Raw genomic sequence first — 20,367 nt, 5'->3', positions numbered from 1 at the left:
CGTCGCCGGACGTGGCACGCTGGAGCCATGGTCTCTCACAACGTCGTCCCATTTCACAGTGTCGTCCCGCCCTATCTCCTCGATGCGATCGCCGAGCGCGGCACCGAGCGGTTCCCGAAGGCCGCGGCCGCCGCGGCCAGCTGTCGGATGTCCGATGAGAGCTGCCGGAATCTGCGCCTGGCGGGTCTGCGGTACACGCCGCCGGCCGATCTCGGCAAGGACGAGACCGCGCTCGCCGCCCCCGGATCGGCAGGGCTGCAGCGCCTCATCCACGATGCGCAGAACACCGAGGTGCTGCCCGGCGAACTCGTCCGTTCCGAGGGCGAAGAGCCCGTCAGCGACGAACCGGTCAACGACGCCTATGACGGGCTCGGCGCTTCATATGCGCTGTTCTCCGAGGTGTTCGGGCGCGATTCGCTCGATGGGGCGGGAATGCCGCTCATGGCCAGCGTCCACTACGGCACGGACTACGACAACGCGTTCTTCGACGGCCGACTCATGGTCTTCGGCGACGGCGACGACGAAGTGTTCACCGGGTTCACCGGTTCGCTGTCGATCATCGGCCACGAACTCTCCCACGGCGTCATCAGCCACACCGCCGACCTCGAGTACTTCGGCCAGCCGGGAGCACTCAACGAGCACTGCGCCGATGTCTTCGGGGCACTCACCCAGCAGCACGATGCCGGACAGAATGCCGAGGACGCGGACTGGCTCATCGGCGCCGGAATCTTCACCCCCGAGATGACCGGCCGTGCCCTACGCTCCATGGTCGAACCCGGCACGGCCTATGACGACGACGTCCTCGGCACGGATCCGCAGCCGGCGCATATGAACGACTTCGTCACCACCGACTCCGACAACGGCGGGGTCCACCTCAACTCCGGGATCCCGAACCGTGCCTTCGCGCTCGCAGCCACCGCCGTCGGCGGTCCGGCCTGGGAGAGCGTCGGACAGGTCTGGTACTCCGTCCTCACCGGGTCCGAGATCACGCAGCGCACCGATTTCGCGGAGTTCGCAGAACTCACCATCGCCGAGGCGGCCGACCAATTCGGCACCGGATCCGACGTTCACGATGCGATCGTCTCCGGGTGGGAAGCCGTGGGCATCTCCCACTCCGGATCGGCGCGCGGAAATCAGGGGAGCAGCTGGTGAGCGAGAAGCCGGCCGGGGGCTTCGGGCGTCTGCTCGTCGAACGCTCGGGCGGGATCGGCGGGATGCTGCTCGTCTGGGAAGTCGACATCGACGCGAGCAGTCGGCGCGATGACCTCGGCCCGCGCATCGCCGATCTTCCCTGGTCCGACGACGGGCAGAGAGACGATGCGCCGCAGTCCACGGGTGCCGACCGTTTCGCTTATCTCGTCGAGAGCCGGTTCGGGCGAGTGCGCTTCGGCGAATCTCAGATGCCGCCGGAATGGAAGCAACTGGTCGACGAGGTGCGGGACGTCGCCGAACCGCAGAGGCGGCAGCCCGGCTGACCCCTATGCTGGAGGTCATGACCGACACCAACCATGGCCCGGGCAGCGACGCTCGGACGACGGCCGAGAAGAACGAACGAGACCTCGAAGCCGGGGTCCACACCGACCTCAAGGAGTCGATGACCTACGGGTCGTATCTCGACCTCGACCGGCTCCTCGGCGCCCAGCACCCCGTCAGCAGTCCCGAACACCACGACGAGCTGCTCTTCATCATCCAGCACCAGACCACGGAGCTGTGGTTCCGGCTCGTCATCCACGAACTCCTCGATGCCCGGCGACTCATCGCCGACGATGAGCTGCAGACCGCGCTCAAGCGCATCGCCCGCGTCAAACACATCCAGAAGACTCTGACCGAGCAGTGGTCCGTGCTCGCCACGCTGACGCCGAGCGAATACGTCGGGTTCCGCGACCAGCTCGGCCGTGCCTCCGGCTTCCAGTCCTGGCAGTACCGAGCCGTGGAGTTCCTGCTCGGCAACAAGAACCGCGCCATGCTCCCGGTCTTCGACGGAGAACCCGAGGCGCGTGCGGCTCTCGAACAGTACTTGGAGGAACCGAGCATCTACGACGAGTTCCTCGCGTGCCTGGCCCGGCGCGGACTTCCGGTGCCGCAGCGGCTGCTCGACCGGGATAAGTCGGTCGCCCACACCTTCGACGAGGAACTGTGCGATGTCTTCCGCATCATCTACGAGAACCCGCAGAAGTACTGGCAGGAATACGAAAGCTGCGAAGAGCTCGTCGACCTCGAGGAGAACTTCCAGATCTGGCGCTACCGGCACATGCGCACGGTGCTGCGGATCATCGGCATGAAACGCGGAACGGGCGGTTCGAGCGGAGTCGGATTCCTGCAGAAGGCGCTCGATCTGACGTTCTTCCCCGAACTCTTCGATATCCGCACCGGCATCGAGAACGGGCCGGGCATCAGCCCCGAAGGGGTCTGAGACGCCGCCCTTCAGCCGAGCAGCAGGTTCCTCACCTGTGGGAAGAACGGAGAATCGGGGTCGATGACATCGGCATGGTTCGCCCCGGCCAGCTCGGTCAGGGCGGCGGGGAAGACTCGGGAGAATTCGACGTCGACGGTGGCATCGGCATCTCCGTGGAGCGAATGCACATCGACGCGCGCCGGGATGAGAGCCGCCCGTGATCGCGGATCGTGGCGCAGATACGCCTGCCGATCATCCTCGGGGCGCGCCCCCATATAGTCCAGCACCGCACCATCCCCGAGGCCTGCCTCGACTTCCCGCAGCAGATCGGTCACCGGCGCCAGAGGGCGCAGACGGATCCGCGGTCCCTCCGCGGGCAGATGCGAGGCCCAGGCGAGGACGAGGCAGCCACCGGCCGAATGCCCCGAGACGATCAGATTCTGCCGTGCCTGTTCGCTGACGCCCCAGCGCGGCAGTTCGGCACACACCGAATCGATGCCCGCGGTGACATCGTCGAGCAGGAGCGGCTGACCGCCGAGCCGTCGATACTCGACGGAGGCGACGAGCACCCCGGACTCGGCCAACGCCCGAGCAAACGGCCGGGCGTGGGCCAGGTCGGTGCGGGGCCGGAAGTAGCCTCCGTGGACGAAGATCACCGTCGCCGAGGCGGCCGCCGGGTCACCGAAGACCTCGACGAACTGCTCGGGGAAGTCCCCGTAGACGTGGCGGAAGGACGGCACCTGGGCGGTCCCGACGGCTGAGAGTTCGGGAATGCGCACGGACTCGACGCTCATCGGTCGGAATCCCGAGGTGCGTTCACCCCACCGGTGCCGCTCTCGTCGGGGCGAGTTCCGCCTGAGTCGGTCAGATCGGCCCCGCCCGACCGGCCGGCCGCGTCGTTCTTCTGGGCACGGTCGACCTCGCGCGAGCGTTCGACGAGGTCACGGACGCGGGTGAGTTCGGGCAGCTTCGGATCGAGGGTGTCACCGGAGGACTGTCCACGCAGTCGGCGACCGACCCATGGGGCCAGGTACTCACGGGCCCACCGCGACTCCTCGCTCATCACCTCGCGGATCGCCCGCGTCGGACGAGCGGGAACGCCGAAGCCCTTGACCGGCAGGGAGCGGCCGCTCTCCAGGGTGGCCAGAGCCTGCTCGGCGACGAGGTGGTGGCCCTTCGTCGACAGGTGGATGCGGTCATCGGCCCACATCTGCGCGGCATAGAGCGACCGCAGCCCCCACAGATCGACCATATGGCAGCCGTGCCGCTGCGCGATCGACCACAGATGAGCGTTGTAGATTCCCACTCGAGGTCGCACGGCACGGATGAGCGGGGTGCTGAACTCGGTGTCGAAGCCATTGCACATGAGCACTTCGATGCCGGCCTCACGCATGGCGATCACAGCACGTTCGAACTTCGCGGCCAGGGCATCGATATCGGCCTTCGGGCGCAGGCAGTCGTTGCCGCCGGCGCACAGGCTCACGAGGTCCGGCTTCATCTCGAGAACCTGCGGCACCTGGTCATCGACGATGCGGTCGAGCAGTCGACCTCGGATGGCCAGATTGGCGTAGGACAGGTCCGGGCTGCCCACTGCGGACTCGGTGAGCATGAGCGCGAGGCGGTCGGTCCATCCGCGGTACCGATCCTCGGCCCGTGGGTCGGGATCCATCAGACCCTCACTGAACGAGTCTCCGATTGCGACGTATGAGGTGATCGGCTCAAGCATCAGGGATCCTTCTCTCTTCGGACGATGCATCCAGACTATACGCCGCGCCGGACACGTCCTACCCCACGGTAGCCCTCAGAACTACCTGACGGCGGCCCAGCAACCTCGCGAGGTTGCTGGGCCGCCGTCAGGTAGCAAATGGGGAGGGAAGAGGGTGAGAACTCGCCCTGCCGGAAGCGTCCCGCCAACGCGGCGAACGGCCCCGAGGTCACCGTGTCCACACATCGAGTGGCGTAGACTCGAGACCGCACAGACGTCGTCGCCGACCCCCTCGCTAGGAGCAGAATGTATCGCTCAGTCCCGGTCCCCGCAGCCACAGATTTCGTCATCACGAACGCGCGGATCGTGCCCGTGGCCGATGCGTCCGGCAACCGCGCCGAGGCGATCGGATCGGGCACGCTCACGGTCAGGGACGGTCGCATCACCGAGGTGGCTGCCGGCCCCGTCGACACCTCTTCCCTCCCAGCGGACACCGAGGTCATCGATGCCGGCGGACGCTGGGTCCTGCCCGGTTTCATCGAAGCTCACGGCCACCTCGGCGTGCATGAGGACGGTGAGGGCTGGTCCGGTGACGATACGAACGAGATGACCGATCCCAACGGGGCGGGCCTGCGCGCGCTCGACAGCATCGATCCCACCGACCTCGGATTCAAGGATGCGCTGCGCGGCGGCGTCACCTCGGCGCTCATCAAACCCGGTTCCGGCAATCCCATCGGCGGTCGCACCGCCTTCCTCAAGACCTGGGGCCGCATCGTCGACGAAATGCTCGTGACGCAGGACCTGTCCGTGAAATCCGCGCTCGGCGAGAACCCGAAACGCGTGTACGGGGAGAAGAAGGTCACCCCGTCGACGAGGATGGGCACCGTCAAGATCATCCGCGACGCCTTCGTCGAGGCGCGGAACTACCAGGCCAAACGCGCCCAGGCGGAAGCCGAGGGCACCCCGTTCGACCGTGACCTGGTCAAGGAGACCCTCGCCGACGTCCTCGACGGCAAGCTCGCGTTCGACCAGCACTGCCACCGGGCCGACGACATCGCCACCGCCATCCGCCTGTCCGAGGAATTCGGGTACCGCCTGGTCATCAACCACGGGACCGAAGGCCACAAGATCGCCGACTTCATCGCCGCCAAGGGCATCGACGTCATCCTCGGACCTCTGATGACCTCCCGGTCGAAGGTCGAACTGCGCGACCGCACCCTGGCCACCGCCGCTTCCCTCGCCGAGGCGGGAGTGCGCATCGCGCTGACCACCGACCATCCGGTCATCCCGATCAACTTCCTCATCCACGAAGCCTCCCTGGCCGTGAAGGAGGGCCTCGACCCGGTCGTCGCGATCGAAGCGCTGACGATCAACCCCGCCGCGATCTTCGGCCTCGACGACCGCCTCGGCTCCCTGGCCGTGGGCCGCGACGCCGATATCGTCATCTGGTCGGGCGATCCGCTCGATCTGAACTCCCGCGCCGAGACCGTCTTCGTCTCCGGTCGTCGCGTCTTCGACTATGACGCCGCCTCGGGAACCGCGCACGTCGCCGACCCGCTCGGCCCGACACTCATCAGCGAGCCGTGAGCGACAGAGAACTCGAAGACGCCACCACCGCCGAGGTTCGGGTCGATCCGCCGACCGAACCCGGTCCTGTCCGCGGCTCATCCCCGGCGCCGGTCTCCGGCGGCAACCCGGAAGCCGGATCCCAGGCCCTGCGGGAGCTGCTCGAGCGCACCCGTCTGCAGCGTCTGGCCGAGCTGCGGGAGTCCTCACCGGAACCCCAGCCCGACGACGTCGCGAAGGCCGCGGCAGCGAAGGCGGCGAAGCCCGAACGCAGCGGCGGACGGTCGAAGGCCCGCACCGACCACCGCGGGGCGTCTCAGCGCATCGCCCAGAGAGTCGCCCGGCGCACCGTCGGCAAACTCGTCTCGGGCACGACGGAGAACACGCAGCCGGTGCCCATCGTCACCGCGCTCAAAGGCACCCCCTACCAGGCGCCCGTGCAGGCGAAGGAGCCGAGCGAAGACGAAGCCCGGATGATCCTCGACCTCGCCGCCGATATCGCGGCGATGATGATGCGTGCCGGTGCCGGCACCAGCGATGTCGAGGTCTCCGTCATCGCCGCCTGCACCGCGTGCGGTCTGGCCACCGTCGAGATCGATCTGACCTCGAACACTCTCGTCGTGCACTATTCGACCTCGGACGGACGTCTGCTGACGGTGATGCGGGTCAACCGCGGTGAGTCCACGCATTTCGCGAAGCTCGCCTCAGTGCACAAGCTCGTCACCGACCTCGTCGACGGGCGTCTGGAATTCCATGAGGCACGCAGTCGTCTCGACGCGATACGCACGCAGCGGCGGCCGTTTCCCGAATGGTTCACCACCGGTGCCTGGGGCTTGATGGTCGGTGCCCTCGTCCTGCTGCTCGGGGGAGGGGCGGTCGCGGTGCCCCTGGGCATCACGATGGCCATCGTCGTGTTCCAGGTCGGCAAGCTGATCGGGCGCACCCACCTGCCGTCGTTCTTCATCACGGCGCTGCAGGCCGCCTCGGCGACGCTCATCGCCACCATCGCCGGCGACGTCGGTATCATCGCCTCACCGCAGTACCTGGTGGCGGCCGGAATCGTTCTGCTGCTGCCGACGCAGTCGCTGTATTCGGCGGTTCAAGATGCGCTGACGAACTTCCCGCTGACCGCGGCCGGTCGAGTGGTCGGAGTGTTCATGACCCTGGCCGGCATCGTCTCCGGAATCGCGTTGGGCATCGTGTGCGGTCAGGCCATCGGGCTCAGCCATATCGAGGTGCTCGTGCCCAAGGCGAGTCCGCACGTGGTCACGGCGATCCTGTCGATGGTTGCGGCGGCCGTGGTGGCGATGTCCGGTGCCGTGGCGATGTCGGCCAGGCGCCGGTTCATCCTTCCTGCTGCGCTGGTCGGACTCGCTTCGCACATCACGATGATGTCGCTGACCCTGCTGCACATCGACAATGTGCTCGCCAGTCTTCTCGCCGCGACCGTCACCGGGTTCCTCTCCCGGCCCTTGGCCCTGCGGCTGGGAGCACCGGCAATCGTGCTCATGCTTCCGGGCATCTATACCCTGCTGCAGGGGCTGTCGATCTTCACCGCCGTCTATCAGATCGCGTCGGAGTCGGAGAACGTCTCCTTCGCAGTGGGGCTGTCCTCGCTGTTCACCGCGATCCTGGCGAATGCGGCTCTCGCAGTCGGGGCTGTGCTCGGCAGCTATCTGGCGCTGCCCCTGAAGAACCTCAAGAGCCGGAGTTCGGCCGAGGAGAAGGTCGAGGAGGTGCGCAGCGGCGAACCCACGACCGCAGTCATCGACTCGGTGCAGCCCGGAGGAGCGAAGACCCAGTCGAGCGGACCCGGAGGAACGAAGACCCAAACGGGTGAGCCCGGAGGTTCGGGAACATCGGAGGCGACCGAGACCGGCCCGATTCAGATCTGATTCGGACTCGGGCCTGACGCGGACTCAGCCCTGATCCGGACTCACCCCTGATCCGGCAGCGCCCAATCGATCGGGTCGATGCCCTTCTGAGCGAGCAGCTCGTTCGTGCGCGAGAATGGATGGGAGCCGAAGAATCCTCGGCGGGCCGACAGGGGCGAGGGATGTGCGGATTCGATGATGGCCACCTCGGCGGTTCCTGAGGTCAGCAGGGGAGCGAGGTTCCTGGCATCGCGGCCCCAGAGGATGGCGACGAGCGGCTGATCGCGTTCGATCAGCGCTGTGATCGCCCGTTCCGTGATCTCCTCCCACCCCTTGCCGCGGTGGGATGCGGGTTCGCCGGGGGAGACGGTCAGCGCCCGGTTGAGCAGCATGACTCCCTGGCGTGACCAGGCACGCAGATCTCCGTGCGGAGCCGGCGAAATGCCGAGGTCGGACTCGAGCTCCTGATAGATGTTGCCCAGCGACCGCGGCAGGGGTCGCACATCGGGGTCGACGGCGAACGACAGTCCGATGGCGTGGCCGGGCGTCGGGTAAGGATCCTGACCGACGATGAGGACCTTGACCTCGGACAGCGGCTCGGCGAAGGCGCGGAAGACGAAATCCCCGGAGGGCAGGTAGGAGCGGCCGGCAGCGATCTCGCCGCGAAGGAAGTCGCCCATCGAGTGGATCCGCTCCTCCACTCCGGCCAGGGCACTCGCCCAATCGGGGGACATGATCTCGGTCAGCGGAGGCGTCGACGTCATGGGCACGAGTGTAGCGATGCCCGGCCGCAGGAGTCGCGCTGGGACGACGGAGCCGCCTCGGCGAGGCCGACGACAACGTCAGCGCCGCCTCGGCGAGGCCGACGACAACGTCAGCGCCGCCTCGGCGAGGCCGATGGCAACGTCAGCGCTGCCTCGGCCCAGGCACTGCGCGCATGTGCACCGAGCGCAGATCGGGTGTGCGCGATCGCCTATCGAACGGGTGTATTGCCGCCCAGTGCCACGCGTTATGCTCGGCCTAAGGAGTTCATCGTTGAACGAAAGGACCGAAATGTCGGAATTCCCAGAGGCCAAGAACTGGAAGATGCTCATCGGCGGTCAGTGGGTCGACGCCGCTGACGGCGACACCACCGATCTCATCACCCCGATCGACCGCAACGTCGTCATCGCCACGGTGCCCAACGGCAAAGAGGCCGACGCCGACCGCGCCGTCCAGGCCGCACGGAAGGCGTTCCCCGAGTGGGCGGCCCTGCCGTTCAAGGAACGCCAGAAGAAGCTTCTCGCCTGCGCCGATGCTCTCGACGCCGCCTCGGAGGAGCTCGCCCAGCTGACCGCTCTCGACACCGGCAACGCGATCCGCACCCAGGCTCGCCCGGAGACGATCATCCTGGCCGACCTGTTCCGCTACATGGGCGGCGTCGCCGGTGAGGTCAAGGGCAACACCCTGCCCGCCGGAGACAAGCAGCTCCAGTACACCAAGCGCGTGCCGCTGGGCGTCGTCGCCGGCATTCTGCCGTGGAACTCCCCGTTGATGATCGCCGCCTTCAAGACACCGGCCGCGATCGCCGCGGGCAACACGATCGTCCTCAAATGCGCCGAGGATGCGCCGCTGACCATCCTCAAGATGGCCGAGATCATCGCCGACATCCTGCCTGCTGGCGTGCTCAACGTCGTCACCGGCAAGGGGTCGGTCATCGGTGAGGCTCTCAACGTCCACCCGGACGTCGACAAGGTCTCATTCACCGGATCGACGAGCGTCGGCCGACACGTCGCCGAGGTGGCCGGCGGCCGTCTCGCGCATTCGTCGATGGAGCTCGGCGGCAAGTCCCCGAACATCATCTTCCCGGACTCGAACGACGACGACACCCTCGAGCAGGTGCTGCTCTCGACCCGCTTCGCCCGCCAGGGGCAGTCGTGCACGATGGGTTCGCGCCTGTTCCTCCACGAGGACATCTACGATGACTTCCTGGCCAAGCTCGTCGACGCGGTGTCGAAGATGAAGGTCGGTGACCCCCGCGATGAGTCCACCGACATCGGCTGCATCATCAATGAGAAGCAGTACGACCAGGTCGCCGGCTACATCGAGATGGGCAAGTCGATGGACGGCGTCGAGATCGCCTATGACGGCTCCGATTCGCTGGAAGTCGGCGAGCCCGGCTTCTACCACGCACCGGTGATCTTCTCGAAGGCGAAGAACGACTGGCAGACCAGCCGCGAAGAGATCTTCGGCCCCGTCCTCTCGGTCATCCCGTGGAAGGACATCGACGAGGTCATCGACATGGCCAACGACTCCGACTTCGGTCTCGCGGCCTTCGTCTTCACCAAGGACGTCGACGCGGCCCTGACCATGGCCAACCGGATCGAATCCGGCTGGGTCCAGGTCAACCAGGGCGGCGGTCAGCTGGCCGGACAGTCCTACGGCGGCATGAAGACCTCCGGTTTCGGACGCGAGGCTTCGCTGGAGGGCATGCTCGAGGGCTTCACCCAGATCAAGCAGGTCAACATCCGCATCCGCTGATCCGATTCCGCCGATGCGGCCCCGCACTCTCGGTCGGATGTGGGGTCGGTCCGATCCTCGAGATCGGGTCACTCGATCCGCCGAGGCGGCCCCGCCTCGGCGGAGGTCGTTCCCTTCACCCCGTCGTCACGGTCACCGATCCGGTGTCATGCGGCGGGGTGATGCGGTTGGTGCGGGGCTGACGTGGGCCGTTCGGGGACCGACCTCACATCCGCGGCGGCGCGCCGGAAATTTCGGTACCGTCGTTCGGGCGATAATATAGAAGCACAGACACCTCTCGAAGGAGCACAACATCTATGCCGCCGAATGACGACACCTCAGAACTGAGCGAGCTCGAGGTGGCCGTTTTGGAATTCGAGCGGCGGTGGTGGAAATACGGTGGAGCCAAGGATCACGCGATCCGTGAGCGCTTCGACATGTCCGCCACCAGCTACTTCCAGATACTGAACTCGCTTCTCGACAACCCTGCAGCACTGGCCAGCGACCCCATGCTGGTCAAGCGCCTTCGCCGAATCCGCAGCACGCGGCAGAGCGAACGCGCCCAAGCCCGCGTCTCGAGGTAGACATGACCGACGAATTCGACGAGATCGAGCCCGGCCGGCGCAGCGGTGCCCATCGACAGGAATCCGCGGCGTCGTCGAACGTCGGTGCCATCTCGCTGGTCATCATCCTCGCCCTGGTCGCGGTCCTGCTGGTCGTGGCCGCCATCAACATCATCTTCTCCTCGATGGGTAACCCCGAATCGAAGATCGCCGATCCTCCGGCGTCCGAATCGGCATCGGCCGAACCCTCACCGAGTGAGAGCGAGGTCAGCGTCGCAGACGACTCGATCACCGTCGACGTCCTCAACGGCTCCGGCGTCTCCGGCGCCGCGAAGAAGTTCTCCGAGGCGGTCGAAGAGAAAGGCTGGACGCTCGGCGAGGTCGGAAACTACTCGACCGCACTCACCGTTTCGACCGTGTACTACAACGGCGAGGAGAACGCCTCGCAGGCCAAGCTCGTCGCCGAATCGTTGGGAGTCTCGGCCACGGAGGCCTCGTCCGACTTCGAAGCCGATATCACCGTCGTCATCTGCTCGGACATCGCCGATCGCGGACCCGAGCCCAGCGCAGGCGGGGACTCGGAGTGATCCGAAGCGATTCGGCCGCGCGGCAATGTGACTGCGTCGGCCGGATCGGTTCGGCCTCGACCGATGTGGCTGCGAGCCCGTCATGAGTCGGCAGGACGCCTCGGTTGCGGTCGGGGATGGGACGGTCGGCCACCTCGGCGAATTTCTGACCGAACGGTCTGATTCCATTCTTAGCGATCCCCGCAGTGAACAGGACAGAAACCCTTAGATAACGAATCTATAACAGTGTTGAACCACTCTAGGTGGGATGCGCGCCTGCGGTAGAGTTGCAACAGCTAGGCAAGCACAGCACCTTGTGTTCTATTCGTGCTTCACCGAGATAATTCTCTAGAGGTCAATGAGAGAAGTCGCGGGGTCAGTTGAGTTTTACTAGCTTCCGTATCTCAGGTGTGGTCATCTGATAGCGGCTGCGATGCGGGATTTCAATGGCACTGCACTGTATGGAGAAGTAATGGCACAAGGTACCGTCAAGTGGTTCAACGCTGAAAAGGGCTACGGATTCATCACCCTCGAAGGCGACAACCAGGACGTGTTCGTTCACTGGAGCGCAATCCAGATGGACGGCTACCGCTCTCTCGAAGAGGGCCAGCAGGTTCAGTTCGAAGTGGGAGAAGGACAAAAGGGTCCTCAGGCGGAGTCCGTCACCCTCCTCTGAGACTGGCTGCTGTCAGCACAGTTTTCTGATCCGCTGCGGCGGGTGGTCGGAACGGCCTTCGGGCCAACCGGCACCAACCGCACGGGGGAAGCGCCGAGCAGGCAACTGCTCGGCGCTTTTCAGTGCCCGCGGCTTCGAAATTCATATGCGCCGCTCAAGGTCACCTCGTATGAATCTTGAAGCCGTTCATGCGAACTGCTCGGGGCTGCAGGGCGTTTCGCGCTGGGCCGAAATGACCTCTGCGCCTTCCTCCGGCGCCCAGAACTCGTGGCTCGCACCCCCGCGTGCCCGTCATGGCAGGCAATGAATATTTGCACTCGCATGGGGAGAGTGCTAAATCTAGTACTGGTGAAAACCGATGGGTTCCCACCAGTCGTCTCGAGAGCGTGGTCCATATGTGGAATGGAACATGCGGACACACTCTCTGCCGTCGCGGGCGTTGACGACTGCTCTGGATTCCCACTCCACTCCATCAGGGAGGATCTAAGCCACTATGGCAAAGATGATTGCATTCGACGAAGAAGCTCGTCGAGGACTCGAAGCTGGCCTCAACCAGCTTGCGGACGCGGTCAAGGTGACCCTTGGACCCCGCGGTCGCAATGTCGTGCTCGAAAAGCAGTGGGGCGCACCGACCATCACCAACGATGGTGTCTCCATTGCCAAGGAGATCGAACTCGAGGACCCCTACGAGAAGATCGGCGCCGAGCTCGTCAAGGAAGTTGCCAAGAAGACCGACGACGTCGCAGGCGACGGAACCACCACCGCTACCGTGCTCGCACAGGCTCTCGTCCGCGAAGGCCTGCGCAACGTGGCAGCCGGTGCTGATCCGCTCAGCCTCAAGCGCGGCATCGAGAAGGCCGTTGAGGCCGTCACGAATGTCCTGCTGAACAACGCCATCGACATCGAGACCAAGGAACAGATCGCCGCCACCGCAGGCATCTCCGCCGGAGATCCCGCCATCGGTGAACTGATCGCCGAGGCCATCGACAAGGTCGGCAAGGAAGGCGTCGTCACCGTCGAGGAGTCCAACACCTTCGGACTCGAACTCGAACTGACCGAGGGTATGCGCTTCGACAAGGGCTACATCTCCGGTTACTTCGTCACCGACACCGATCGCCAGGAAGCTGTCCTTGAGGATCCCTACATCCTCATCGTCAACTCCAAGATCTCGAACGTGAAGGACCTGCTGCCCGTCCTCGAGAAGGTCCAGCAGTCCAACAAGCCGCTGTTCATCATCGCCGAAGACGTCGAGGGCGAAGCCCTGGCCGTCCTGGTGCTGAACAAGCTCAAGGGCACCTTCAAGTCCGTGGCCGTCAAGGCTCCGGGCTTCGGTGACCGTCGCAAGGCTCAGCTCGCCGACATCGCCATCCTCACCGGTGGCCAGGTCGTGTCCGAGGAAGTCGGGCTCAAGCTCGACAGCGTGACCACCGACCTGCTGGGCACCGCCCGCAAGGTCGTCATCACCAAGGACGAGACCACCATCGTCGAGGGCGCAGGAGACGCCGAGGAGATCGCCGGACGGGTCGCTCAGATCCGCGCCGAGATCGAGAACTCGGACTCCGACTACGACCGTGAGAAGCTGCAGGAACGTCTGGCCAAGCTGGCCGGCGGTGTTGCAGTCATCAAGGCCGGAGCCGCCACCGAGGTTGAGCTCAAGGAAACCAAGCACCGCATCGAAGATGCCGTGCGCAACGCCAAGGCTGCTGTGGAAGAGGGAATCGTCGCCGGTGGCGGCGTCTCGCTCATCCAGGCGGGCAAGGCCGCATTCGCGGACCTCGCACTCTCCGGAGACGAGGCCACCGGTGCCAACATCGTCAAGGTTGCCATCGAAGCCCCGCTCAAGCAGATCGCCACGAACGCCGGCCTCGAAGCCGGTGTGGTTGCCGACAAGGTCGCGAACCTCGAAGCCGGATTCGGTCTCAACGCCGCAACTGGTGACTACGAGGATCTGCTGGCCGCCGGCATCAACGACCCGGTCAAGGTGACCCGCTCTGCCCTGCAGAACGCCGCCTCGATCGCCGGTCTGTTCCTCACCACCGAGTCGGTCGTCGCCGACAAGCCCGAAAAGGCCCCCGCAGGTGCAGACGCAGCTGCCGGCATGGACGGCATGGGTGGAATGGGCGGCATGGGCTTCTGATAGCCACCGCTCGTTCGATCGGCCGTGCCGGTGCCCGCAAGGGCGCCGGCACGGCCGTTTTCGCGCCCGGGCTCCCGGGTCCCGGCCCCACGGTCAGATCGTTCAGGCGGACGTGTCCGCCCGTCGTGAGTCGGCGACCATCTTCGCCGAGGCGGCCCGCCGACCCGTTGTTCTGGATCCTCCACCCGCATAGGCTGGGCCTATGACCTTCACCGGCACCGATGCCTGCGGAAACAGTCCGAAGAATGTCTTCGTCGCAACGTTCGAAGACAATCTCTTCAACGGCGACCGAGACGCGCTGACCGAGGCGATAGCCGACGACTGCGTCCTCCAGATCGTCCACCCCTCCGACGTCGAGACCCACACGGGCCGGGAAGCCGTCGTCGAGGCACTGCTGCAGCTGTGCGCGCATTCGCCCGAGGTCGGTCACCTCGAAGCGGCGATCACTCACGGCAAGGCCGCTGCGGCGTGGGGATACTGGCAGGCCGAGGCGGACGGCGACGACCTGAAGCACTTCTCCCACACCATGTGGTTCACCACGCACAAGGCGCAGGCGTTCGGCCAGATGAGGATCTTCCAGGCCTGAGCCGGAACTGGACAGGTCGGGAATGAGCTATAACCGAACCAACCTGAGCCAATTCAGAACGGAACCGACCGTGGACGTCAGCGCTCAGTCCCAGGGGTTGTCGCGGTGATGACGGCGCTGCCCCCGGCCCTGGTCCCTCTCATCGCGGCGGGAATTCTGCCCGGGAGAGTACGGCGGGTGGGACGGATGCGGCGGCTGCAAGCCCGTACCGAAGTCGGCTTCATAATCTCGTTCGGGAGGCTCGCCGTCGTCGAGCTGTCGTTGGGCCTCGGCATCGCCGAGGTGCGCCCGGGCCCGACGCGTGAGCTCCTTCTTCCGATTGCGGATGATCTCGTCCTTGTGCGCGATGCGCCCCAACCCGCCGAACAGCATGGGCACGATGACGAAGATCGGCCAGAAGAAGATGAACTCGCCTCGTGCGATCGACGTGATCGCCCAGATCGCCAGCACGATCCCGACCGGACCCGCGACGGCACCTAGCAGTGACTGGCGCACCCGATCCCGGTAGTACTTCTGCGCCGCAGCATCGATCTGCTCCGGCGTGATCGGCACCCGATCTTCCGCGAGGCGGGCCAACGCCTGTGCGCGCCCCGCATCATCGAGCTGGCTGGGTTCGGTCTCTGCAGGATCAGTGAGGACGAGGTCCTCGATCAGTACTGGGACTTCACCGAGCGTTTTGATCTTCGCGGCAGCCTCGGTGCGTTCGTCGAACTCGTCGGCGTCGAGCTGGCCGCGGGCATAGGCTTCGGAGAGGACATCACTGACGACCGCGCGATCGGCATCCGATGCCCGGACCTGCCCATACGATCGCGGATCTGCGCTGAACCTCGACCAGAGGTCAATGGCGTTCATGGTGAATACTCTAACCCCGCGGTCAGCGGTGAGACTGAGGATCAGCCGGGAATCGGGCTGGACTAGACTCGACCGCGTGGAACCCGTCGTCGTGCTCATCTTCTTCGCCGTGTTCCTCGGCGCATTGTCCCAACGCGTCACCGGGATGGGATTCGGCCTGGTCAGCGGTCCCTTCCTCGTGCTCCTCCTCGATCCGTTCAGCGGCGTCATCCTCGTCAACATCTGCGGAATCGTCGCCTCATTCTCCGTCTTCGTCCGCACCTTCGCCGAGGTGGCATGGCCGCCGTTCCGACACCTTGCCTTGGGCGCGGTGATCGGCGCCGTCGCCGGCGCGCTTCTCTCGTCGTCGATGCCCACTCCACCGCTGCAGATCCTCATCGGCGCACTCATCATCGTCTCCCTCATCAGTTCACTGACCTTGGGGAAGCTGGGCCGGTCGATCCCCGCGAATTTCGGCACACGGATGACGGCCGGACTCGTCTCCGGGGCGATGTCGGCGGCAGCCGGCGCCGGGGGACCGGCGGTGAGCGCCTACGCAGTGCTGACGAACTGGGAGCAGCGGTCGTTCGCGGCCACCCTGCAGCCGTTCCTCGTCGTCGGGAACGTCTCGGCGGTGGTGATGAAAGTGGTCGTCGACGGAGGGGCCTGGTCACATATGGAGATCGGAGTCTGGGCCGGGCTCGGTCTCGTCCTCGTGGCAGGCCTCCTCGGCGGTGATCGGCTGGCCCGTCACATCGACGTCGGCATCGCGCGGATCGGGATGCTCGTCCTCGCATTCGGCGGCGGAATCGCGGCCTTGGTCAAGGGCTTCCTGGGGCTTGTGTGAGGCGGTCGCCCATGGGACGAGCGACGGGGTCGCATGACCGGCGCGCACCGGATGTTGAGCGCCTGCAGCTGCGCCGTCGTCGATGGTCTGGGATTGAGGATTGAGCTGTCGTCGATGGTCTGGGATTGAGTTGTCGTCGATGGTCTGCGACTGCGTCGCCGATCGCCTGGAACTGAGCAGATGTGGGGCACAGGCTCAGACGCCTGTCAGTTTCATCGGGCATACTGTTCGAGGACAAAGCTAGCCTGGGAGGCATGGATCGTGACTGAAGTATTTCTGTTGCTGCTCGTAGTTCTCGGGGCCGTCTTCTTCATCGGCCACCGCAAGGAGAAGAAGCGGCAGCGGGAATTGCACGCCGCTGAACTTCAGCAGGTGAAGAAGACCGCTGAAGAAGACGTCACCTCATTCGGCGAAGAAGTCGCCGAACTCGACGTCATCACCGCGGGAGTCGACCTCGATACGGGCGGAGCGCAGGACTACAAGCAGGCGCTCGACTCGTACGACGTTGCCAAGGAGACGCTCGAGAAGGTCTCCGAACCCACTGACATCCGACACGTCACCGAGGCGCTCGAAGACGGCCGCTACGCCGCAAAATGCGTTCGCGCCCGAGTCGAAGGCAAACCCCTGCCGGTGCGTCGTCCGCCCTGCTTCTTCAACCCCCAGCACGGTCCCTCGGTCGAAGACATCGACTGGGCCCCGGCCGGCGGTCAGCTTCGCCCGGTGCCCGTGTGCGCCGCCGACGCCGAGCGCGTCGCTGTCGGTGCCGATCCGCTGGTGCGCAAGGTCGTCACCGGTGACGGACACACCCGCCGCGCCTACTGGGAGGCCGGACCGGCCTACGCCGAATACAACCGCGGCTACTTCAACTCCTATGCAGGTTCCGGCCTGCTGCCCGGCGTCCTCATGGGTGCCATGATGTTCGGCGGAATGGGCGGCGGCTGGGACGGTGTCTACGGAGGCGATATGGGCGACGCCGGTGGAGACGCAGGCGGAGACATGGGCGGCGACGGCGGTGGCTTCTTCGGAGGCGACACCGGTGACGGCGGCGGCCTGTTCGACGGATTCGGAGACCTGTTCTGATGGACACGATCGAGATCCGCGGCGAGTCGATCAGGCTCGGTCAGCTGCTCAAACTCCACGGAATCGCCGAACACGGTGCCATGGCCAAGGACATGATCGCCGACGGTGAGGTCAGCGTCAACGGCGAAGTCGAGACTCGTCGTGGTGCCACGATCCGCCCGGGCGACCGCATCGAAGCCCTCGGCGAAGTCATCGAGGTGGCCGCCGAAGAAGGCTGACAGCCTCAGACACGAGTGGAGGGCGTCCCCGCGGGGACGCCCTCCACTCGTCTGTCCGGACTGACATGCCTACCACCCGGACTGATATGCCTACCGCAGCTCGGGGGCACCCGGGGTGTCGTTCATGCCCGGGGCATCCCACAGCGCCGACCAGTTCGACGTGTCCTCCTCGAACGGCAGCTCATTGGAGAGGACACCCTTGACCTGGATCTCCAGGGGGTTGTCCCGCTGCTTCGGGCCTGACTGCACGAACGGGTAGAAGGTTCCGCGCTTGTATTGGTAGACCAACGCCATCCGACGTCCATCGGGATGGACGAAGTACACGGTCGTGCACAGCAGCATCGTGTCGAAGCCCTGATTGACCAGCGCCGAGTTCACGGCGTGGATGTTCGTGACGAGGTTGACCACCTCGGCGTTCCCATCGGCCACGACCTGCCAGGTGAACCCGAAGCCGTCGTTCTCCTGCCGCACCGAGGCGGCCGGGTCGGAACCGATGAGGGCGACGCTTTCGGACTCAGCAGTTTGGAATGCGGCCCCCTCGACCTGGCGGAACGCGACGGCTCCGACGCCCGTGGGAGTGAAGCCGGTCGCCGCCTGCAGCGTCAGCGCCGCCGGCGGCAGGGCGAAGAGGTCGTCGAGGTTGGCCCGTTTCGGTTTGGACCGGCCGAGCAGTGCGTCGAAGAATCCCATGGAGCTCCTAATTCGGTGATGCGCAGTTCAAAGGGTGCGGTGGGTGCTCACTCTGGCCGGGAGAGCTGGGCGGAGATCTTCGCCAGCTGATCCAGGCGTTTCTCGAGCGAGGGGTGGGTGGAGAAGAGCTGGCCGAATGCGGCCTTTCCGCTGATGGCGGGGATCAGGGCCAGGTGATTCGCCGAGGCGGAGGACCGCAGGTCCTTCTCCGGAATCTTGGCCATGTCCCCGCTCAGCTTCGTCAGCGCCGAGGCCAGGGTCGACGGGGCGCCGGTGAGGATGGCTGCCGCACGGTCGGCGGCCAGCTCACGATATCGCGACAGCGCGCGGATGAGGACGAACGAGAGACCGTAGACGACGGCTCCGACGAGGATGAACAGCAGCTGGATCGGAATGCCGTTGTTATTGTTGTTCGACCGACCGAAGCTCATGTAGTACCCGGCGCGCATCATCAGTGCGGCGACGACTCCGGTGACGCCGGCGACGGTCATCACAGTCACGTCGCGGTGGGCGACGTGGGAGAGCTCGTGGGCGAGGACGACCTCGACTTCATCGCGGTCGAGCTTCTCGAGCAGACCACGGGTCACGCACACCACCGAGCGTTCGGGGGAACGACCGGTGGCGAAGGCATTGGGGATCGGAGAATTCGAGACGGCCACGCGGGGTTTCGGCGCATCGGCCAGCTGGCAGAGTCGGTCGACGATCGTATGCAGCTCCGGAGCCTCCTCGGGGGAGACCTCCCGGCCGCCCATCGCACGCATGGCGATCTTGTCGGAGAAGTACCACTGGAAGAAGAACGCGCCGGCGCTGATGAGGACGGCGATGATGACTCCGCCGACGCTCTGCCCGACGATCCACCAGATCGCGAGGATGAGCACGACATAGATGAGGCCGTTGAGGAAGATCGTCCATCCCATCCGCATGGTCAGGCCGTTGTCTTTGACGAAGCGGTTCTTCATCGTGGTTCCTCTCTGGCAGTGGCAGAACCGGCCCACTGTCGAAGACAATGGGCCGGGTGCATTTCGGTACTCTGTGGTTTCAGGCCGGGTCCGGGATGAAACCCTCGCCGGTGAGCAGTTCGGCGATCTCGGCCAGGGTGGCGTCGGCGAACGGAATGACGACGTCGGAGGACCCGAGGTAGTCATCGGCGACCGGCTGGCCGTTGGCCGTGACGTAGTCGTGCAGGGACGTCAGCGCGGTCCGCACTGCTTCCTCGTCTCCGGCATTGACGGCGTCTTCGACCTGGTTGTCGTACTTCTGCAGCAGGTCCTGGTCGACGTCGGCGACGTCGAACTGTCCTTCGCCCATGATGCGGATGATCATTGCTGATCCTCCCCTTCGAGCGACTTCTGGTCCTTCGCCTCGGAACCGGCAGGCAGGGACTCGCGCATCCGCTGGAGTTCCATCTCCACATCATTTTCGCTGGAGAGGGAGTCGAGCTGGGCGGTGATGTCGTCTTTCTGGGTTCCCGTGACATCGTCGAGGGCACCCGAGGCGAGAAGCTCATCGACGGCCCCGGCGCGCGCTTGCAGATTCGCGGTCTTGTCCTCGGCGCGCTGGACGGCGAGTCCGACGTCGCCGAGCTCTTCCGAGATGCCCGAGAACGCCTCGCCGATCTTGGACTGTGCGTCGGCGGCGTTGTACGTGGCCTTCAGCGTCTCCTTCTTCGTCCGGAAGGCGTCGACCTTGGCCTGGAGGCGCTGCGAGGCGAGGGTGAGCTTCTGCTCCTCACCCTGCAGTCCCTCGTGCTGGGTCTGCAGGTCGGTGATCTGCTGGGTCAGTCCGGACTTGCGGGTCAGAGCCTCGCGGGCGAGGTCCTCGCGACCGATCTGCATGGCCTTCTCGGCCTGACCGGAGAGCTTGTTCTGCTGCTGTTCGAGCTGGTTGATCTGCAGCTCGAGGCGCTTGCGGCTGGTGGCGACATCGGCAACACCTCGACGGACCTTCTGCAGCAGCTCCAACTGCTTCTGGTACGAATAGTCAAGGGTTTCGTTGGGGTTCTCGGCCTTGTCCAGAGCTTTGTTGGCCTTGGCACCGAAGATCGTCGCGATCCGTTGGAAGATACTCATCCGTAGTCGACTCCTGCATTGGTTTGACCCGACGCTGCCAACCCGATCCACTCCGGTCCGGAGAT

General features: G+C 65.4%; 22 protein-coding genes. 14 read left to right on the top strand and 8 right to left on the bottom strand.

Annotated elements, in window-relative coordinates; translation table 11 throughout:
* The first annotated feature begins 27 nt into the window (after positions 1-27).
* Genes CXR29_RS14460 through CXR29_RS14450 form a run of 3 tightly spaced genes read left to right on the top strand, consistent with a single transcriptional unit; the run spans position 28 to position 2,413 of the window.
* Positions 28-1,152, top strand: a complete 1,125-nt coding sequence (locus CXR29_RS14460) for a M4 family metallopeptidase (protein WP_127364911.1) — start codon at positions 28-30, stop codon at positions 1,150-1,152.
* Positions 1,149-1,475: a protealysin inhibitor emfourin gene (locus CXR29_RS14455; protein WP_127364910.1), complete on the top strand. Its 327-nt coding sequence runs from the start codon at positions 1,149-1,151 to the stop codon at positions 1,473-1,475. The genes CXR29_RS14460 and CXR29_RS14455 overlap by 4 nt, the downstream gene beginning before the upstream one ends.
* Before the next feature lie 17 nt (positions 1,476-1,492).
* On the top strand, positions 1,493-2,413 hold the full coding sequence (locus CXR29_RS14450) for a tryptophan 2,3-dioxygenase (RefSeq protein ID WP_127364909.1): 921 nt from the start codon (positions 1,493-1,495) through the stop codon (positions 2,411-2,413).
* 11 nt (positions 2,414-2,424) lie between these two features.
* Here the strand turns inward: CXR29_RS14450 and CXR29_RS14445 are convergent, their stop codons facing one another.
* Both CXR29_RS14445 and CXR29_RS14440 read right to left on the bottom strand, forming a co-directional pair.
* Positions 2,425-3,189, bottom strand: a complete 765-nt coding sequence (locus CXR29_RS14445; RefSeq protein WP_101554622.1) for an alpha/beta hydrolase — start codon at positions 3,187-3,189, stop codon at positions 2,425-2,427.
* Complete coding sequence (locus CXR29_RS14440; RefSeq protein WP_101554621.1) at positions 3,186-4,121, bottom strand: SGNH/GDSL hydrolase family protein; 936 nt, start codon at positions 4,119-4,121, stop codon at positions 3,186-3,188. Before CXR29_RS14440 ends, CXR29_RS14445 begins: the two co-directional genes overlap by 4 nt.
* Positions 4,122-4,406: 285 nt before the next feature.
* On the opposite strand from CXR29_RS14440, the gene CXR29_RS14435 reads away from it, so the two are divergent.
* Together CXR29_RS14435 and CXR29_RS14430 are read left to right on the top strand one after the other, a co-directional pair.
* Positions 4,407-5,687, top strand: coding sequence for an amidohydrolase (locus CXR29_RS14435; RefSeq protein WP_025780440.1), 1,281 nt, complete (start codon positions 4,407-4,409; stop codon positions 5,685-5,687).
* On the top strand, positions 5,684-7,561 hold the full coding sequence (locus CXR29_RS14430; RefSeq protein WP_127364908.1) for a threonine/serine exporter family protein: 1,878 nt from the start codon (positions 5,684-5,686) through the stop codon (positions 7,559-7,561). Before CXR29_RS14435 ends, CXR29_RS14430 begins: the two co-directional genes overlap by 4 nt.
* Positions 7,562-7,602: 41 nt before the next feature.
* Here CXR29_RS14430 and CXR29_RS14425 read toward each other — a convergent pair whose 3' ends face one another.
* Positions 7,603-8,304, bottom strand: coding sequence for a uracil-DNA glycosylase (locus CXR29_RS14425; RefSeq protein WP_127364907.1), 702 nt, complete (start codon positions 8,302-8,304; stop codon positions 7,603-7,605).
* Between the two features lie 289 nt (positions 8,305-8,593).
* On the opposite strand from CXR29_RS14425, the gene CXR29_RS14420 reads away from it, so the two are divergent.
* From CXR29_RS14420 to CXR29_RS14395, 6 genes are all read left to right on the top strand, one after another.
* The gene (locus tag CXR29_RS14420; protein WP_101594705.1) at positions 8,594-10,060 is read left to right on the top strand and encodes an aldehyde dehydrogenase family protein; all 1,467 of its coding nucleotides are present in this window, start codon (positions 8,594-8,596) and stop codon (positions 10,058-10,060) included.
* A 296-nt stretch (positions 10,061-10,356) separates the two neighbouring features.
* Complete coding sequence (locus CXR29_RS14415) at positions 10,357-10,623, top strand: DUF3263 domain-containing protein (protein WP_025780444.1); 267 nt, start codon at positions 10,357-10,359, stop codon at positions 10,621-10,623.
* 2 nt (positions 10,624-10,625) lie between these two features.
* On the top strand, positions 10,626-11,189 hold the full coding sequence (locus CXR29_RS14410) for a LytR C-terminal domain-containing protein (protein WP_101554616.1): 564 nt from the start codon (positions 10,626-10,628) through the stop codon (positions 11,187-11,189).
* Between the two features lie 451 nt (positions 11,190-11,640).
* Positions 11,641-11,844, top strand: a complete 204-nt coding sequence (locus tag CXR29_RS14405) for a cold-shock protein (RefSeq protein WP_025780447.1) — start codon at positions 11,641-11,643, stop codon at positions 11,842-11,844.
* A gap of 493 nt (positions 11,845-12,337) precedes the next feature.
* Complete coding sequence (gene groL, locus CXR29_RS14400; RefSeq protein WP_025780449.1) at positions 12,338-13,981, top strand: chaperonin GroEL; 1,644 nt, start codon at positions 12,338-12,340, stop codon at positions 13,979-13,981.
* Between the two features lie 202 nt (positions 13,982-14,183).
* Positions 14,184-14,567 (top strand): nuclear transport factor 2-like protein, encoded by a 384-nt coding sequence (locus CXR29_RS14395; RefSeq protein WP_127364906.1) that lies wholly within the window; start codon positions 14,184-14,186, stop codon positions 14,565-14,567.
* An 84-nt stretch (positions 14,568-14,651) separates the two neighbouring features.
* Here CXR29_RS14395 and CXR29_RS14390 read toward each other — a convergent pair whose 3' ends face one another.
* Positions 14,652-15,419, bottom strand: coding sequence for a DUF1707 SHOCT-like domain-containing protein (locus CXR29_RS14390; protein WP_127364905.1), 768 nt, complete (start codon positions 15,417-15,419; stop codon positions 14,652-14,654).
* Between the two features lie 76 nt (positions 15,420-15,495).
* Here CXR29_RS14390 and CXR29_RS14385 point away from each other — a divergent pair, with 76 nt between their 5' ends.
* From CXR29_RS14385 to CXR29_RS14375, 3 genes are all read left to right on the top strand, one after another.
* Positions 15,496-16,245 carry a sulfite exporter TauE/SafE family protein gene (locus CXR29_RS14385; RefSeq protein ID WP_127364904.1) on the top strand — a complete coding sequence of 250 codons (750 nt, stop codon included), beginning with the start codon at positions 15,496-15,498 and terminating at the stop codon, positions 16,243-16,245.
* Positions 16,246-16,506: 261 nt separating this feature from the next.
* Positions 16,507-17,325 (top strand): hypothetical protein, encoded by an 819-nt coding sequence (locus tag CXR29_RS14380; RefSeq protein WP_127364903.1) that lies wholly within the window; start codon positions 16,507-16,509, stop codon positions 17,323-17,325.
* Positions 17,325-17,543 carry an RNA-binding S4 domain-containing protein gene (locus CXR29_RS14375; protein WP_025780455.1) on the top strand — a complete coding sequence of 73 codons (219 nt, stop codon included), beginning with the start codon at positions 17,325-17,327 and terminating at the stop codon, positions 17,541-17,543. Before CXR29_RS14380 ends, CXR29_RS14375 begins: the two co-directional genes overlap by 1 nt.
* 90 nt (positions 17,544-17,633) lie before the next feature.
* Here CXR29_RS14375 and pspAB read toward each other — a convergent pair whose 3' ends face one another.
* From pspAB to CXR29_RS14355, 4 genes are all read right to left on the bottom strand, one after another.
* Entirely contained in the window at positions 17,634-18,233 is a 600-nt protein-coding gene (gene pspAB / locus CXR29_RS14370) for a PspA-associated protein PspAB (protein ID WP_127364902.1), read from the bottom strand.
* Between the two features lie 47 nt (positions 18,234-18,280).
* Entirely contained in the window at positions 18,281-19,192 is a 912-nt protein-coding gene (gene htpX, locus CXR29_RS14365) for a zinc metalloprotease HtpX (RefSeq protein ID WP_127364901.1), read from the bottom strand.
* Positions 19,193-19,271: 79 nt separating this feature from the next.
* Complete coding sequence (pspAA, locus tag CXR29_RS14360; RefSeq protein WP_025780459.1) at positions 19,272-19,556, bottom strand: PspA-associated protein PspAA; 285 nt, start codon at positions 19,554-19,556, stop codon at positions 19,272-19,274.
* Positions 19,553-20,302 carry a PspA/IM30 family protein gene (locus CXR29_RS14355; protein ID WP_025780460.1) on the bottom strand — a complete coding sequence of 250 codons (750 nt, stop codon included), beginning with the start codon at positions 20,300-20,302 and terminating at the stop codon, positions 19,553-19,555. The genes pspAA and CXR29_RS14355 overlap by 4 nt, the downstream gene beginning before the upstream one ends.
* Positions 20,303-20,367 lie beyond the last annotated feature (65 nt).

The organism is Brevibacterium linens (genome assembly GCF_003999335.1).
GTDB classification, from domain to species: Bacteria; Actinomycetota; Actinomycetes; order Actinomycetales; family Brevibacteriaceae; genus Brevibacterium; species Brevibacterium linens.
This window is presented reverse-complemented; position numbering and strand designations above follow the sequence as displayed.